The 14,268-nt window shown below is 58.4% G+C and carries 13 protein-coding genes and 1 pseudogene; 7 read left to right on the top strand and 7 right to left on the bottom strand.

What is annotated here, in order from left to right; genetic code table 11:
• Positions 1–71: 71 nt before the first annotated feature.
• Positions 72–272 (bottom strand): DUF7835 family putative zinc beta-ribbon protein, encoded by a 201-nt coding sequence (locus ACRYA2_RS14200; protein ID WP_433629275.1) that lies wholly within the window; start codon positions 270–272, stop codon positions 72–74.
• Between the two features lie 206 nt (positions 273–478).
• Between ACRYA2_RS14200 and ACRYA2_RS14195 the strand changes: the two are divergent.
• A pseudogene (locus tag ACRYA2_RS14195) lies at positions 479–748 on the top strand (SprT-like domain-containing protein); the annotation flags it as partial.
• 446 nt (positions 749–1,194) lie between these two features.
• Here ACRYA2_RS14195 and ACRYA2_RS14190 read toward each other — a convergent pair.
• Together ACRYA2_RS14190 and ACRYA2_RS14185 are read right to left on the bottom strand one after the other, a co-directional pair.
• Positions 1,195–1,515, bottom strand: coding sequence for a 2Fe-2S iron-sulfur cluster-binding protein (locus ACRYA2_RS14190; RefSeq protein ID WP_433629273.1), 321 nt, complete (start codon positions 1,513–1,515; stop codon positions 1,195–1,197).
• The gene (locus ACRYA2_RS14185; protein WP_433629270.1) at positions 1,516–2,919 is read right to left on the bottom strand and encodes a selenium-binding protein SBP56-related protein; all 1,404 of its coding nucleotides are present in this window, start codon (positions 2,917–2,919) and stop codon (positions 1,516–1,518) included. It abuts the gene before it with no gap.
• Between the two features lie 65 nt (positions 2,920–2,984).
• On the opposite strand from ACRYA2_RS14185, the gene ACRYA2_RS14180 reads away from it, so the two are divergent.
• Both ACRYA2_RS14180 and ACRYA2_RS14175 read left to right on the top strand, forming a co-directional pair.
• On the top strand, positions 2,985–3,122 hold the full coding sequence (locus ACRYA2_RS14180; RefSeq protein WP_433629268.1) for a hypothetical protein: 138 nt from the start codon (positions 2,985–2,987) through the stop codon (positions 3,120–3,122).
• Between the two features lie 339 nt (positions 3,123–3,461).
• Entirely contained in the window at positions 3,462–3,980 is a 519-nt protein-coding gene (locus ACRYA2_RS14175) for an Lrp/AsnC family transcriptional regulator (RefSeq protein ID WP_433629266.1), read from the top strand.
• A gap of 434 nt (positions 3,981–4,414) precedes the next feature.
• Here the strand turns inward: ACRYA2_RS14175 and ACRYA2_RS14170 are convergent, their stop codons facing one another.
• The 3 genes from ACRYA2_RS14170 to ACRYA2_RS14160 form a co-directional block, all read right to left on the bottom strand.
• Positions 4,415–5,656 carry an MFS transporter gene (locus ACRYA2_RS14170; RefSeq protein ID WP_433629264.1) on the bottom strand — a complete coding sequence of 414 codons (1,242 nt, stop codon included), beginning with the start codon at positions 5,654–5,656 and terminating at the stop codon, positions 4,415–4,417.
• A 174-nt stretch (positions 5,657–5,830) separates the two neighbouring features.
• The gene (locus tag ACRYA2_RS14165; protein WP_433629695.1) at positions 5,831–5,995 is read right to left on the bottom strand and encodes a hypothetical protein; all 165 of its coding nucleotides are present in this window, start codon (positions 5,993–5,995) and stop codon (positions 5,831–5,833) included.
• A gap of 128 nt (positions 5,996–6,123) precedes the next feature.
• Positions 6,124–7,908, bottom strand: a complete 1,785-nt coding sequence (locus tag ACRYA2_RS14160) for a bifunctional metallophosphatase/5'-nucleotidase (RefSeq protein ID WP_433629261.1) — start codon at positions 7,906–7,908, stop codon at positions 6,124–6,126.
• A gap of 285 nt (positions 7,909–8,193) precedes the next feature.
• Between ACRYA2_RS14160 and ACRYA2_RS14155 the strand changes: the two genes are divergently transcribed.
• The 4 genes from ACRYA2_RS14155 (at position 8,194) to ACRYA2_RS14140 (ending at position 13,389) form a co-directional block, all read left to right on the top strand.
• On the top strand, positions 8,194–8,979 hold the full coding sequence (locus tag ACRYA2_RS14155) for a sulfite exporter TauE/SafE family protein (protein WP_433629258.1): 786 nt from the start codon (positions 8,194–8,196) through the stop codon (positions 8,977–8,979).
• Between the two features lie 18 nt (positions 8,980–8,997).
• Complete coding sequence (locus ACRYA2_RS14150; protein WP_433629255.1) at positions 8,998–10,047, top strand: NAD(P)/FAD-dependent oxidoreductase; 1,050 nt, start codon at positions 8,998–9,000, stop codon at positions 10,045–10,047.
• 265 nt (positions 10,048–10,312) lie between these two features.
• Entirely contained in the window at positions 10,313–10,771 is a 459-nt protein-coding gene (locus ACRYA2_RS14145) for an SHOCT domain-containing protein (RefSeq protein ID WP_433629252.1), read from the top strand.
• A 338-nt stretch (positions 10,772–11,109) separates the two neighbouring features.
• The gene (locus ACRYA2_RS14140) at positions 11,110–13,389 is read left to right on the top strand and encodes a copper-translocating P-type ATPase (protein WP_433629249.1); all 2,280 of its coding nucleotides are present in this window, start codon (positions 11,110–11,112) and stop codon (positions 13,387–13,389) included.
• A 420-nt stretch (positions 13,390–13,809) separates the two neighbouring features.
• On the opposite strand, the gene ACRYA2_RS14135 is transcribed toward ACRYA2_RS14140, so the two are convergent.
• On the bottom strand, positions 13,810–14,190 hold the full coding sequence (locus ACRYA2_RS14135; protein WP_433629247.1) for an SHOCT domain-containing protein: 381 nt from the start codon (positions 14,188–14,190) through the stop codon (positions 13,810–13,812).
• Between the last annotated feature and the right edge of the window lie 78 nt (positions 14,191–14,268).

Below are 14,268 nucleotides of genomic sequence, written 5' to 3'. Positions count from 1 at the left end.
AATCAACTCTTCTCTATTGTCCGACCGCGACTCCACAAGATAGACTCCGACAGAGAGTAAGCCAGAGTCGTTTAGACGTTATTCATCCGCTGGCTCGTCGTTTCGCCGCACATCTGGCACCGAGTGATGCGATATGGTTCGCGCGAGAATTTTGCATTTTTGTCTTTCTCACTTTCTGCGCGGAGTTCGATCGAGACATCGTGGGACGTCTGGACGGCGCAGCTCTCACACCATTCACCGTCGTTTTCGGCTCCACGGTCTGTCTGTATCATCGTGACTGATGAAATGCACCTTAGCGAGGGATTCGTAGTGGTTGTACCTACAAAGGCTTTATAATGGGTGGCAGGTCGACCAAAGGCGTAGACCGACCAGGTACTGGTGTCCGATGAAATAGTCCTATTTAGCTCTTCCTCTCATAGACCGATCGGCTCTATTCGATTAGACGGAAACGCACGCGGCCGATGTCGCTGCCGAGCACTTCTACGAGTTCCCCGTCGACTCAATCAACTCGGAGGTCTCCGATCGGGCTCAGCGACAGGCCGGCGTCACCGAATATGACCCAGGTACCCAGGTGGTCACTATTCGGCTCACCTGGGACGCCTATCAGGAGTTCGGTTGGAAGCAGTATAGCAAAACTGTCTGGCACGAACTCGTCCACGCTTGGAAATACTGGCGGTTTGACGAAGCCGACCACGGTGAGACGTTCGCCCGCTGGACCGACCTGCTCGATATCGCCCAGCACTGCTAGCAGTTTACGGAAGTGCGAGGAGAAAGCCCCGCCGTTTACGGCGGGGATGAATCCGACAACCCCACCACAGACCACGTTCGATGTGCAGGACGGCTGTTTTAACTCACCCAATCCCGTACTATTAGTCGACCGAGGCGGCCTGCCCGCCCACTTACTCGGACAGTATCGGGATTCCCTGATTCCACACAGAAAGCACCCTCTTTCTGTGGTGGGACTTCGGGGTGCAGTCAGCAAAAGTACCTCCGAATCCCCTACCGGGATAGGAGTAACGGCTGGTTGGCACAGCCAGTAGCCGTCCAACGCGGTGGCTACAAACCTGAAACATCCCACCCCAGCGGCGCGGTGCCGTGGGAATCCTCGCCCTTCAGGCCGGGGAGGATGTCAAGTAACCGCAGTAACGAACAGCACGACCCCCGTAGCGACGACGGTGAGGCGGCGGAGCGTCGTCATTTCCACGGATTGGGCACGAGGTCGGCCTGAACTCTCGCACCGACCTCGATTCGGCAGTCGGAGCGGGGTTCGGCTACACAGAGCAGGATGTAGCCGTCCCGTCGGTGGTGCGGTTTCAGCGCACGTGGGCACTCGTCGTGGACGAGGTCACCGTCCAGCAGGCGCCCGGTACAGGTCCCACAGGCCCCGTACAGACAGCCGTAGGGGACGCCGAGGTCCGCGCGCTCGGTAGCGTCGATGATGGTTTCGTCCTCGGCGACCGAGATGACCGCCTCGCGGCCGTCGCGCCATTCCAGTTGTACCTCGTGAGTCACCATCTACTGCCAGACATCGCTGGTGCAATCGCCGCCCGGCCAGCGGATTTCGTGGGCGCGGGCCGGGCCACCCGGCGCGTTGCCGAAGTCGACGAGGAAGTCTTCGTCGAGTTCCATCCGTCCCTCGTCAGGGTAGACGTCCGCCTTCAGCATCACCGACCCGTTCTCGCCGATCTCAGGGTAGAACTGGTTGTCCCACGAGGAGAACAGGGACGTCGTCCAGTAGACGCGTTTACCGTCACGCGAAAGTTGGAGCATCTGGGGCGCCCCCCGGACCTCGGTTCCTTGTACTTCCTGTCGGTCGCCGAAGTTGCCGCCGGCCCAGATTTGGTCGACCAGCCGAGGGTTCCCGAAGTCGCTCACATCGTACATCCGCACGTCGCCGTGCAGCCAGTTCGAGAAAAAGAGGTACTGGTCGTCGAGCGAGAGGACGATGTCTGTTACGAGACCAGGGACGGGCATATCCCAGTCGGGGTGTTCGCGCGGTTCGATGTCGATAACCTTCTCCCAGTCCCAGACGCCGTCGCTCTCCTCCCAAAAGCGAAGTATGTTCGAGGAGAGCGCCGCGCCGACGTATCCCTGGGTCTCCTCCGGGTTGTGAGGCATGCGAATCTCCAGGGGGATTTGTCCTTCCTCGCCGAAGGTCAGCGTTTGCTTGTGTTCTTTGGTCTGCCAGTCCCAGATGTGAATGCTGTCACCGTATTTGCCCTCCTCGACTTCGTCGAGGTCGAAGCCGGGGTAGTAGGTCTTCGGCGCCGCCCACTCCGTCGAAATCATCACGTCGTGGCGGGGCTGGTACCAGTAGTCGTACTGCATTTCCACGTCCCCGCGGTCAACCTCCCAGTGACCGTCGATGGAGAAGTCGTCCTGGTCGAGCTGGAGGAAGCCGCCGGGGAGTTCGCCGTCGGCGTTTCCGAGCATGCTGATGACGATTTTGCCCTCAGGCACGCAGTGGACCGTGTGCGGCGCCGAGAGGTCGTATTCGAATACTTCCTCGGGTTCGATAATCGTCTCGATTTCCGGATTGCGCGGGTCGGACGCGTCGACGATGTGGATACGCGAGGATCGCTGTCCGGGGACGATTAGGTGGTCGCGCGTCAACCCTTCGGCGTGACACGAGGAGGAGCAGGTATTCCAGCCGAAGTGGTGGAGCTCGTCGCCCTTGTTCGGCATCTCGACGGTGTCGATCAGTTCGCCGTAGGTTGTGGAGTCCGGGTCCACGTCGACGACGCCGACGAAGTCGGGTTCGTCCACGTCCATCCCGACTCGGAGCGCCATGACGAAGGCCGTCTTCTCGCGCTCCGACTCGGTGCGCATCGCTGCGGGCGTCGGATAGCCCGGCCCTTCTACTTCGTGGTGTTCGTGTCCGTGCTCCTCAGCCGTGGCGCTGGATTCGTCACTGCTCATAGCAGACTGAGTCATCTAAGACTTCATCACAAATAATAATTATGTATTTCAACCCAACGGCTCTGATGATTGACCTCCTCCACGTGGTGAACGACGTGGAATCCGGACACCGGATTTCGGCTGTCGAGACCTTCGAGGTTCCAACCCGCACTCGAAGGGGAACCGGCGACACACCCGGGGAACTCTCGTTTCCTCCCTCATAGAGGGCTGTGGCCCGGCCACTGCGGTCGTTCGAAAATCGGCGATTTTCATGATGACGAGGGAGCGGAGCTCCCTCGAACCACCCCGTCGGAATCCATGTCATCGCCATGCGAACAACACTGTGTTGTCCGCCACCCCATGTTGTTCGGGGAGGGCATCTCACCGATTCCGTAGCACCCTGTGCTACAGTGAGTCACACCAAAACGATTCCGGTATGAAACGAAGAAACGTGTCTGCTCAACCCCGCCGAAAGACGGGGGTATGCGCTCGTAGCTCTATCCACAGTTGCATACCAGCAAAGTGAGCAAATACGTTAGTATCTCTCGTGGTATAGCTTGCATATGGGACGTGAGCTGGACGATGTAGACAGGAGCATCCTCTATTTGCTGCAGCGGGATGCCCGTGATACGACCGCACAGGAGATTGCCGATACAGCCGGTGTCTCAGCGAGTACAGTTCGTAATCGCATCGACCGCCTCGAAGCAGACGGCATCATCAAAGGCTATCATCCAGAGATCGACTACGAAGCCGCGAATCTTCCATTACAGGTTACGTTCATTATCAGTGCACCCCCTACCGAACTTCCCGACATCTCAGAGGATATTCGGGGCATCCAGGGCGTCATCGACGTGCGGGAAATGCTGACCGGCCGCCGCAACGTCCACGTCGACGTCGTTGGAACGAGTACAAGTGAGATCACGCGGATCACCGATGCCATCCACGACCTCGGTGTGGAAATCGAAAGTTCGGAGATGATGCGGCGGCGCCACGTCCAACCATTCAACCATTTCTTCCTGCAAGGAACAGACGACACGAGCGCGCACGACGAAGACGAAGCTGACGACGGGCCATCTGACTAATTGCCAATATAAATGAGGATTTCCACAGGATATTGGGTATTGATGGCCAAAACCCGCACTATTCCATCCGGAAACCACAGTTTTTGCTTCTTTTGCTGTGAAATACCGAATCAGTAAGTTCACGCTCACAACAGCGTTATACCCGCGTCGAACTAATCATCAGACGAGGGAGTGAGACCGGTACCAACGACGGTGCTCGGGCTCGTTGGGACTCCCTTATACGCTGAACAGGCGCAAGACCACGCCCTGAAGGGCGTGGATACGCGCCGTAAGCCCGATTGTATTTGCTATTCTACTATCGTGTGCGCGCGGAAACTGGCAGTCGACTCGGTGTTTGCCCCATCAAAACGTAAGCCGACCGCGCCGTGCGGGCGAGAGTCGTAACGAACAAACGTACGGTCAACCGCCTCGGGGATACTCACCGTATGTGGCGGCTATCGAGCCTCTGAAACTTGGTTAGATATCGGGACTTCCCAGAAGAGAATCGTCCCTGACCCAACGATGAGGACGATTCCTGCAACGGCTAATGCAAAAAGCGGCGATACGAGGTCCGAGATAACACCGCTCCCCAGCTGGAATGGAACCACAGTCACGCCGCTAACCATCGCCATCGCACTCAACACTGTCGCTCGACCGACCGTTCCGATGCGGTCATTGACGTACTGTCCGGCAAACGACCGCGTTACGTCAGCCAATCCTCGAGCAACCAGAAACGTCGGTAATGCAAGAATCGGTACAAAATACATCCCGATTAGCGCCGTCCCGACGACGAACGGCAGGACCAGAAACCACACCCGGATTCCAATGGTTTCCCTGATTGTACCGGTGTAGTAACTCAAAACAGCGCCGAAGAGACTGTACGCCGCATAGAACCACCCGAGGAGCGACTCAACCTGTCCAGGAGAGACGCCCAAATCAACGACGACCGTCTCGAATATCGGCTGGAGAAACACGAAGACGAGGTACGTCACGGCAGCGTACAAAACGTAGTAATAGAGGATGAGTGCTCGAATATTCCGTCGCGAGAGTGCTTCCTTGACGATGCCGAGTGTCCGTTCGAGACCGAGTTCCTCGGTGTCCGCCCTTTCGTAAGTGTCCGGTTCGTCGAGTGTGAGGAGAACGAGTGCCCCAACTCCTGTGACGACGGCAGCAACGAACCACGGCAGTGAGAGGTCGAGACTGCCGAGATACCCACCGACGACCGCTGCAATAGCGCCGACCGCCAGTGAGGCCGATTCCCCGCGTCCTCGAACGCGAGCAAATTCGCTCTCTGAGAGTTCGTCCGTGAGTGTATCGTACAGCCACGCATCCTCACTTCCCGACCGGAAATTGTAACCTGTCGACCAGAATACATAGAGAATGGCCAGCGTGTGAAACGAATTTGCAAAGCCAATTCCGACGAGCGTCGCTGCGATGAGTACCGTGCCGACGAGCAGACTGTCTCGCCGACCGATGCGGTCGCCGATGTAGCCCGTCGGAATTTCGCCGAACACCGTCGTCAGATTATAGATTGCTTCCAGAGTTGCAATCTGGGTGAAGTCGAGTCCCTGTGCAAGAAAGAAGAGGTACATAATCGGTCGGTAGAACTCGACTGCCTTCGTCGACTTGTACAGGTAGTATTTAAGAACGTTTCCGGAAGCCGACGTAGGCCAGTGTCGGAAAGAGAGACTGCCCATAGAGAGACGTGTTGATGGACACCGACAATTGAATTCCGTTATTATCGCACACTGGAATCGTAATATCGAAACGACGGACGAGGAGCAATTCTCTGCGATTGACTCCGTTGAGGGGAAGTATGCCGATAAGCCACAGTTCGACGACGGACACTGCTCACCTTACCGTGAAATGCGCTAGTCGGCGGCCTGCGCCTGTCCGCCGCTCTGTCCCATCTCAGCCGGATTCTTCATACCTTCCTTGACGCCGAAGTGGACCAGAACGGCGTTGACCGGGAACGCGAAAACGAACCTAACGGATAGCGAGAACGCGAGCGCGCCCCAGAAGAGCAGATCGGAGATGTGGGCCTGGCTGGCGATCCCGCTTTACCTCATCTTCACGCTCGGGAGGCGTCGAGAAGATGGAACCGGCGAACGCCTGCTGTCGTCCGTATCTGCTGTTCGCTGGCTCTGTCGGTATTCGTCGCCGCCTAGCGCGTTCGATTACGCCCTTTTTCGGGGAAAGCGTTCCCGCGCGGAATCATGGACGTCTCGCAGTACGCCTCGCCGGCCGTGTAGTCGACGCCGGGCTGGATGAACGGATACGGGCCGTCTGCGGGCGTGTTCTGGGCTCGGCCGCCATCGTCGGCGGTCTCGACCAGCCCCATCACTTCGTAGTCGACAGGTGAGTGTTCTTCGAGGTAGTCGACGATGACGTCGACCGGAACCGTCCCCTCATCGACCTTGACGTCCTGGAACGGGAACCCGCAGTTGCCGAGGTCACGTTCGGGGTCGCCGGGTCGGCGGAACGTCGCCACCGAGTACGTCTTCTCGGGGTCGACTGGCTCACCGTCGATTTGCATCTCGACGAGGCGACGGCCGCGCTTGGCCGTTGGGTCGACGGTCACTTCGACGTTCGAGGAGAAGTTGCGGACCCGACCGTCCTCCTGGTCGTAGGGGTACGGCGTGAAGTTGTCTTCGAGGAACTCCTCCATGTGACTCGTGAGTTGCTGGCCGTAGGCGACGCCACGAGCGACGGGTGTCGCCATCGGGAAGAACGTGTATAGCTCTCCAAGCGTGATGTCGCCGGGCGGGATGGCAGTCCCGTACCGGAATCCGTGCGAGACGGCGAGGTCAGTGTCAAAGTAGGCTCGGAGTGCGTCATTGAACAGCGTGTTCCACGCGCTCTCGAGGAATGACTGCCGGTAGAGTGGTTTGTCCGTCCGGCCGACGACCGTATCCAGCGGACGGTCGAGCGTTCCCGCTCCGCGCTTGAATCCCGGGTCGTCCTCAAAGAAGGGCGCACGCACGGCTTCGACTGTCTCCTGCGCATCGGCGTCCGGTTCCGGAGTGTGCTCTCCGTCCTCAGTCAGACAGTAGAGGTGGTGACGGAACTGTATCTCCCCGTCCCGAACGCGGAGGTCCACACGGCCGAGCGCCTCGCCCATCCCGGACTCGACGACGACCGTCTCGGTCTCCTCAACGACGATCGGGTCGTAGGTGTACTCGTGGGTGTGCGCGCTGAACATTACGTCCACGCTCGCACAGTCCTTGGCGGCTTGGACCATCCATGGGAGGCCGATTTCGGTGACCGCGACCACGACGTCCGCACCGTCCTCGCGGGCGGCCTGTGCAGACTCTTCAAGGAGTACGGGGTGCTTGCCAAAGCGGTACTTCCCCTCGTAGAACGCGGGTGCCATCCGATCGACGTAGACGTTCGTCATCCCGACGACGCCCACAGAAAGTCCGCCGACCTCGAGGATGCTGTACGCGTCGTACAACCGCTCGTCGGTCTCCCAATCGTAGAGGTTGTTCGCGAGGACAGGCGCGTCGAGTGAGTCCATCAGTTCCACGAAGTTGCCCTCCTCGGCGGCTTCGTTCGAGTAGTCCCAGTTGCCGGGAACGTAGACGTCCGGGTCGACGTACTCGTTGATGGGATCAAGCATCGCCCACCCGTCGGTATAGGTCGTGACGGCCGATCCGTGGAATGTGTCGCCGCTCATCAGCGTACAGACGCCGTGGTTCTCGCGGAGTTCGTCGAGTTTCGCTGCCAGAATCGGTACTCCACCCGCACGCTTGATGACTCGGTCGTCTTCGCCAAAGTCCAACGCCGGACCTGACGTGGGGTTATCGTAATAGACCTGGTGGCGCGGTGTCAATTGTCCGTGGAGGTCGCTGACGTGGGCGAAGACCACGTCGGCGTCATTGTCGCCGCGGCTGACGGGGGCACCGCCGAGGGAGCGCCACTCGCCTATGACTGTTTCATTCCCGTTCATCGTGACGCGACTGTAGCTACGGACGCCGAGTGTTCATGAGTTGTGGTTGAAATTCCAAAGGCTACACACGACTATCGAAGAGCGCTAGAACGGTGACGTTACACTCAACCGCGTCGTGTGAACTGCAGCCGGGTAATATAATGAATTTGAATCACTTTCTGCCTCAGATGTGAAACACGACCCGGGTTTTCGCTTAGGCTTCATAGTCAGAACTGCACTAAATGATGCAGGCATAGTATTGGCCAGACAGATGCGTACTCTACCGTGGCAATGGAGGCGGTATCGATGACGAGTAACTGGGTAACGACAGGGCTGTCTGCGGTCGTCATCCTCGTCGCGTCCGTCATTCACGGTATTGCTGGTTTCGGCTTCGCTCAGGTATCGATGGGCCTGATGCCACTGTTTCGGTCCCCCTCGAGTGCGTCGATCATCTTCACGGCGACGGCGGTGGTGAGCAACGCCCGCGTCTGGTGGAGCGTCCGGGACGCGTTCGACTGGCGCAAGTGGATCGTTCCTGTCGGCGGACTCGTCGTCGGGATGCCACTGGGAATCTACGTGTTCAGCCAGTTCAACAAGGCACAGATGCGCGTCGCCATCGGGGCCGTCCTCGTGTTAGCGGTCATCATTGTCGGTGCGACCCAGCAACTCGACGTCGTCACGGACTGGATCGAAGCGCGAGACTACCGACCGGGAAAGATTATCGGCGCGACGGCTGGTCTCCTTGCGGGGATTTTCGGCGGTGCTGTTGCCGTTCCCGGCCCGCCGATGATCGTTTACGGGGCGTTCATGTCGGCCAGCGGCTTCTGGAGCGACGAAGAAATGAAGGCAACGTTCACCGCCTTCTTCGGGACGCTCATGCTGTATCGGCTGGGGAGTCTCACATACACAGGGGCGGTGACGACGCCACTAATGATCGAGGCTGCAATCGCAATCCCGATGGTGTTTCTCGGTGCCTGGGGCGGCGTGTACATCTTCGACCACATTCCCGAGCGGATCTTCCAGTGGGTCGTGCTGGTACTGCTGACCGTGAATGCATTCGTCCTGCTCTTCACAGCGGTCCCGAAACTCTGAAACTGTTCAGCTGTCAACATGGAGCGAACAGTCATCATAGGCGGTGGCGAAGCAGGATTGATTGCTGCGGCGTACTTAGAGCGAGCAGACGAGACCGATGTACTCCTCGTCTCTGAACGCGAGTACCACGTGTTCTCATTTCTTCTCTACGACGTGATAGCAGGAACGCCGTTCAGCCGTGCGTGTCTTGATCTTCCAAGCACATTCCGAAAGAAGGACGTCACCTTCGTTCAGGGGCTGGTCGAGGGCCTAGCTGCGACCGAGAATCGAATCGACCTTCGGAGTGGGTCGTTGCACTTCGATACGCTCTTGATTACCGTTGGCGGCGTGACGAACTACGACATCGACGACCGCGGGCACGTCTTCGACATCCGGACCAACGTCCGAGAAATACGAAGCGCGGTGAACTCTCCCGACGTCTGTGACGTGGTTGTCGTCGGCGGAGGGCCGGTCGGCGTTGAGACGGCTGCGACGCTCTCATCCCTTGATGATACTGAAGTCACGATGGTTACGTCCAGTCACCGTCTGCTTCCCGATTTCCCGCCACGTGCGAGTAGAATCGCCGAACGAGAGTTACACCAGCAAGGAGTCGGTTTCAAGACCGAGACGCGAGTAACCGAGGTGACTGAAAACGGTGTCGTATTGGGCGGTGACGGCCTCGAAATGAGCGATCTGACTGTCTGGGCAGGAGGAGTGCGACCGAATCCGGTAATCGAGAGCTTCGGGCTTCAACGAAACGAACGTGGGCTATGCGTCGATTCGCATCTGCGTTGTCTCGATGTCGACGACGTGTACGCCGCGGGTGACGTCGTCGATTACCCCGGAAAGGTGAAGGACGGCTACTCTGCCGGGCTCGAGGCCAGAACAGCTGCAAATAACGTTCTTCGAGGACTTCGCGGCCAACGCTTAGTTGAACGCGACGTCCGGTGGCATCCGAGAGTCGTGTACCTCGGCGAGAGAAACGCTCTCCTCTCGGTAAATGGGATGGTTCATTTTGGTCGAGGACCTGCGCTCATGCGAGCCGTCGCCGTCAAGGGTTATCCGTTCTACTGGAAGCGTGTGTATTGACGATCCTCCGCTATCGAAACGATACCGAGGAGCCGGTACGTACTTTTGTGGTTTTGCAATAGCAGCTAAAAATTCGGACCGACAAAGCAGTGTACGAGATGAGGCTCGTGTACGAAATGGTCGCCGAGACTGAGATGCAACTCTCCGTTTTTGGGGTCGAACGGCACGAATACGTATCATTCTGTTCCGTGAGTCACAGGTATGATTCCAACATGCGTCTGAGAGTACCGTGGCCCTTTTGATAGTGGGGTTCCAACTGTATTGTATGAAGAGAACAATACCGGTTGCTGGAAGAGGTGCCTGGCTCGTTGGTCTGGTAGTGTTTGGTGGTGGCCTTCTCGTTGCATCCCCGACCATCGCCTGGTACTGGCTCCCCCTGATGCTTCTCCTCGTGGCCGGCGTGGCGTGGGTTCTCACAGACCGCGAATCAGAAAGTCAGACCGGAAATCACAGATCGAACCCGGATGCTTCGACTGATAAGGAAGCGGCCTTAGACACGCTCAAACAGCAGTATGCCGTCGGCGAAATCGGTGATGCAGAGTTTGAACGCCGATTAGAGACGTTACTGGAGAACGAGACAATCGCCGACGTCGAAACCCGAGCTGACGCTGAATCCGAAGCGGCGAACGAGACCGAACGCGCCGAGCAGGAGCCGAGGAAACAGACTCCCCATCACCGCCATAAGTGCCATCGTCGCGGGAAGCACCATCACGGACGACACTGACGAGTCAATTTCCAGACCCAACGATAGTTCCATCTACGTGCTTGTTCTCCGTACAATCACTACAAATTTCACCGCCGCCAGCGCTCAAGGTGATTCGCGACGCTAATATCCCGACGAACTCCGACGAGGAATTCACGACTGCTCTCGGAACTAGAGAAACGCCGACGAACGATGCTTGGACTGGTCAAATCTGATGCGTGTCACTGGCCCACCTGTAGAGACATATGAAGTCGACTTGGCTTGCTGTTGTAATCTCCGGTCTGGTACGTGACTGACCTAACGCTGGGCCACACACTCTTTCCCCCGAGGGATCATACTATTGATGACGAGGATGGCATATGGACGATCACAGCGACGAATCCGACGACAGAAACCGGTCTGGTCAGCATTCTAATCACGACGGACACGAAGACAGCAAGAACGACTACGGTTCATCTGTTGACGAACGTGAGGAACCACGTGTAGAACAATCAACGCTCGAGGACGAGGCTGAAGACGCTGACAAGGCTGAACGAGAGGTCGACGAGCACTACGAATCCAGTGGGACGCACGGAGACCACGAAGAGCATGCAAATGGCCATGACGGCCACGGCGAGAGCGGCATGCACGAGGGACACGAACAGATGTTCCGGCGGCGCTTCTTCGTCTCCACGCTCCTCTCCATTCCGGTCCTCCTCTATAGCGAGACGCTCCAAGAGTGGCTCGGGTTCTCGGTCCCGGCATTCCCCGGCAGCGAGTGGATCAATCCCATCTTCGCGATAATCGTCTTCGCATACGGTGGGGTGCCATTCCTTCGAATGGCGACTCCAGAACTCAAGGACCGCGCACCGGGCATGATGACACTCATTTCGATGGCCATCACCGTCGCGTTCGTCTACAGCCTCGCGAGCGTCGTCTTCCCGACGGCGTCAACGTTCTTCTGGGAGCTCGTAACGCTGATCGACATCATGCTGCTGGGCCACTGGATCGAGATGCGCTCGGTCCGCAGGGCCTCTAGCGCTCTCGACGAACTGGCCAAGCTCCTCCCCGACACCGCCGAGCGCATCACCGAAGACGGTGAGACTGAGGAGATCCCGGTGAACGAACTGGGGGAAGGCGACCTTGTACTCGTCCGCCCGGGGGCCAGCGTACCTGCCGACGGCGTCGTTGAGGAGGGCGACTCGGACGTGAATGAGTCGATGATTACTGGCGAGTCCCGGCCGGTGTCGAAGGACCCTGGCGACGAGGTCATCGGTGGGACCATCAACGGTGATGGGAGCCTCCGGGTGCGAATTGCTGCGACAGGCGACGAAACGACGCTGGCAGGTATCATGCGTCTCGTCGAGGAGGCCCAGGAGAGTGAGTCTCGGACACAACAACTTGCCGACCGCGCGGCAGGGTGGCTGTTCTACATCGCGCTGGCGGTAGCTATCGTGACCGGCATCGCGTGGACTATCGCCGTCTCGTTCAACGCCACGGTCATCGAGCGGGTTGTGACCGTACTCGTAATCGCCTGTCCGCACGCACTCGGACTTGCTATCCCGCTCGTCGTCGCGATCAACACGTCGCTGGCCGCACAGAACGGTATGCTGATTCGGGATCGAATCGCGATGGAACAGGCCCGGGAACTAGATACGATTATCTTCGACAAAACAGGGACGCTCACGAAGGGCGAACAGGGCATCGTCGACGTGGAGACTGTCGAAGACATCGACGAGGAGGAGGCGCTTGCGCTCGCCACCGCCGTCGAGGGTGATTCGGAACACATGATTGCACAGGCAGTACGTGAGGCCGCGAACGAGCGGAACATAGCTGCGCCCGCCTCTACTGATTTCGAGGCGCTCAAGGGCCGTGGAGTACGTGCGACCGTCGACGGTGACACGATTCACGTCGGCGGCCCGAACCTCCTGTCGTATCTTGACACGGATGTCCCGCCAGAGCTGACGGCGTTCGCGGAACAGGCGGGTGCGAATGCCCAAACAGCCATCTACCTCTTACGCGATGGAACTCCCGTCGCTGCGTTCGCACTCGCTGACGTCATCCGGGAGGAGAGCTACCAAGTCGTCGATGCGCTCCACGACCTCGACATCGAGGTGGCGATGCTAACTGGCGATAGTGAGGACGTTGCTCACGCCGTCGCTGACGATCTCGGCATCGACACTGTCTTCGCTGAGGTATTGCCCGAGGACAAAGACAAGAAAGTGACTGAACTCCAAGATCAGGGCAAGCTCGTGGCGATGGTTGGCGACGGTGTCAACGACGCCCCTGCGCTGACCCGGGCCGACGTTGGCATCGCCATCGGGAGCGGGACGGACGTCGCAGTCCAGTCGGCAGACATCATCCTCGTCCAGAACAACCCCATGGACGTCGTCCGCCTCGTGAAACTGAGCAAGGCGAGTTACCGGAAGATGCAGGAGAATCTTGCATGGGCCGCAGGATACAACATCTTCGCGCTGCCGCTCGCAGCGGGTATCCTTGCTCCGATCGGAATCCTTCTCTCGCCTGCAGTCGGAGCCTTGCTCATGTCGCTCAGTACGGTGATTGTCGCGATCAACGCACAGTTCCTCCGCCGCGTCGATCTCGACTTCCCGAGCCTTCCCGGTGTGTCTGCCTCTCGAGAAGCGCAACCAGCGGACTAAATATTATATCTCTGCTTCTGTCTTCTGTCATCTAAGCGTACTTCACAACACGATCAACATTGCTAGACTGAGCTCAACTGAAAAGCAACGCCTGAACGCAAGAGGTTCTCGATGAAGGAACACTACGTCGAATGTAATTCCCTCAGAGGTACTGGTTTGGAGAACAAGTGATGCCGCTGTTTACGTGGCGCATCAGGTTGATGCGCGCTGTGCATACAGTATGGGTGGCCAAACGAAGCGTCGTGACGGATACGAGTGGTTTGGCGTCAGTGAATCCCGAGTGGTGCTTCGCGTTGTCCCACGTGCACACCGATGATTGTGATTAGACCGTTACAGGTGAGCCGGGTCGCAGCGCTGTCGATAAGAGCCAAACCAACCTGAAATAACCAGAAGACGCTGCTTTCCGCATTGAGAGGTGCTCTAATTAACGCCGGTGTCGCTACGGCGGGAAAGTTTTGCCCGGAGCGTTTCGAACTCCTCGTCGTCGATCTCGCCACGGGCGTACCGTTCTCGAAGCGTCGCCACTGCGGGATCGGTCCGCTGTCTGGGCTCTCGACGGTTCACCATGAGATAGATGAGCGCCAGTGGGATCGCGATGAGGAGAACCATCCAGAGGACTCCCCAGAGTCCCATCCATCCGGATCCGGCCATCCAGCCGTCGCCCCACATGTGGCCGCCACCCCACATGTGGCCGCCGCCGGTCGGGTCGGCGAGGACCGTTCCGGTCGCGGTGGCGACGAGCGTCGTCGCGGTAGCGGCCAGCGTCACGATTCGCGTTTTCAGGTGTTGTACAGGAGTCATGGAGAGTTCACCCTTCTATCTACTACTACGACGGCTACTGGATTATATTGCTACGCTCATTCTCGTCCTTTGAGAACG

It is taken from the genome of Halomicrococcus pelagicus (assembly GCF_050954125.1).
Note: the sequence above shows the minus strand (reverse complement) of the source record. Positions and strands in the feature narration are given on the sequence as shown.

What these genes read in the sequence shown, in the direction of transcription:
- ACRYA2_RS14190 (WP_433629273.1), bottom strand. Translation starts at nt 1,515, where the DNA reads ATGGTGACTCACGAGGTACAACTGGAATGGCGCGACGGCCGCGAGGCG.
- ACRYA2_RS14160 (WP_433629261.1), bottom strand. Translation starts at nt 7,908, where the DNA reads ATGAACGGGAATGAAACAGTCATAGGCGAGTGGCGCTCCCTCGGCGGT.
- ACRYA2_RS14140 (WP_433629249.1), top strand. Translation starts at nt 11,110, where the DNA reads ATGGACGATCACAGCGACGAATCCGACGACAGAAACCGGTCTGGTCAG.
- ACRYA2_RS14180 (WP_433629268.1), top strand. Translation starts at nt 2,985, where the DNA reads ATGATTGACCTCCTCCACGTGGTGAACGACGTGGAATCCGGACACCGG.
- ACRYA2_RS14185 (WP_433629270.1), bottom strand. Translation starts at nt 2,919, where the DNA reads ATGAGCAGTGACGAATCCAGCGCCACGGCTGAGGAGCACGGACACGAA.
- ACRYA2_RS14135 (WP_433629247.1), bottom strand. Translation starts at nt 14,190, where the DNA reads ATGACTCCTGTACAACACCTGAAAACGCGAATCGTGACGCTGGCCGCT.
- ACRYA2_RS14145 (WP_433629252.1), top strand. Translation starts at nt 10,313, where the DNA reads ATGAAGAGAACAATACCGGTTGCTGGAAGAGGTGCCTGGCTCGTTGGT.
- ACRYA2_RS14150 (WP_433629255.1), top strand. Translation starts at nt 8,998, where the DNA reads ATGGAGCGAACAGTCATCATAGGCGGTGGCGAAGCAGGATTGATTGCT.
- ACRYA2_RS14155 (WP_433629258.1), top strand. Translation starts at nt 8,194, where the DNA reads ATGACGAGTAACTGGGTAACGACAGGGCTGTCTGCGGTCGTCATCCTC.
- ACRYA2_RS14175 (WP_433629266.1), top strand. Translation starts at nt 3,462, where the DNA reads ATGGGACGTGAGCTGGACGATGTAGACAGGAGCATCCTCTATTTGCTG.
- ACRYA2_RS14200 (WP_433629275.1), bottom strand. Translation starts at nt 272, where the DNA reads ATGATACAGACAGACCGTGGAGCCGAAAACGACGGTGAATGGTGTGAG.
- ACRYA2_RS14170 (WP_433629264.1), bottom strand. Translation starts at nt 5,656, where the DNA reads ATGGGCAGTCTCTCTTTCCGACACTGGCCTACGTCGGCTTCCGGAAAC.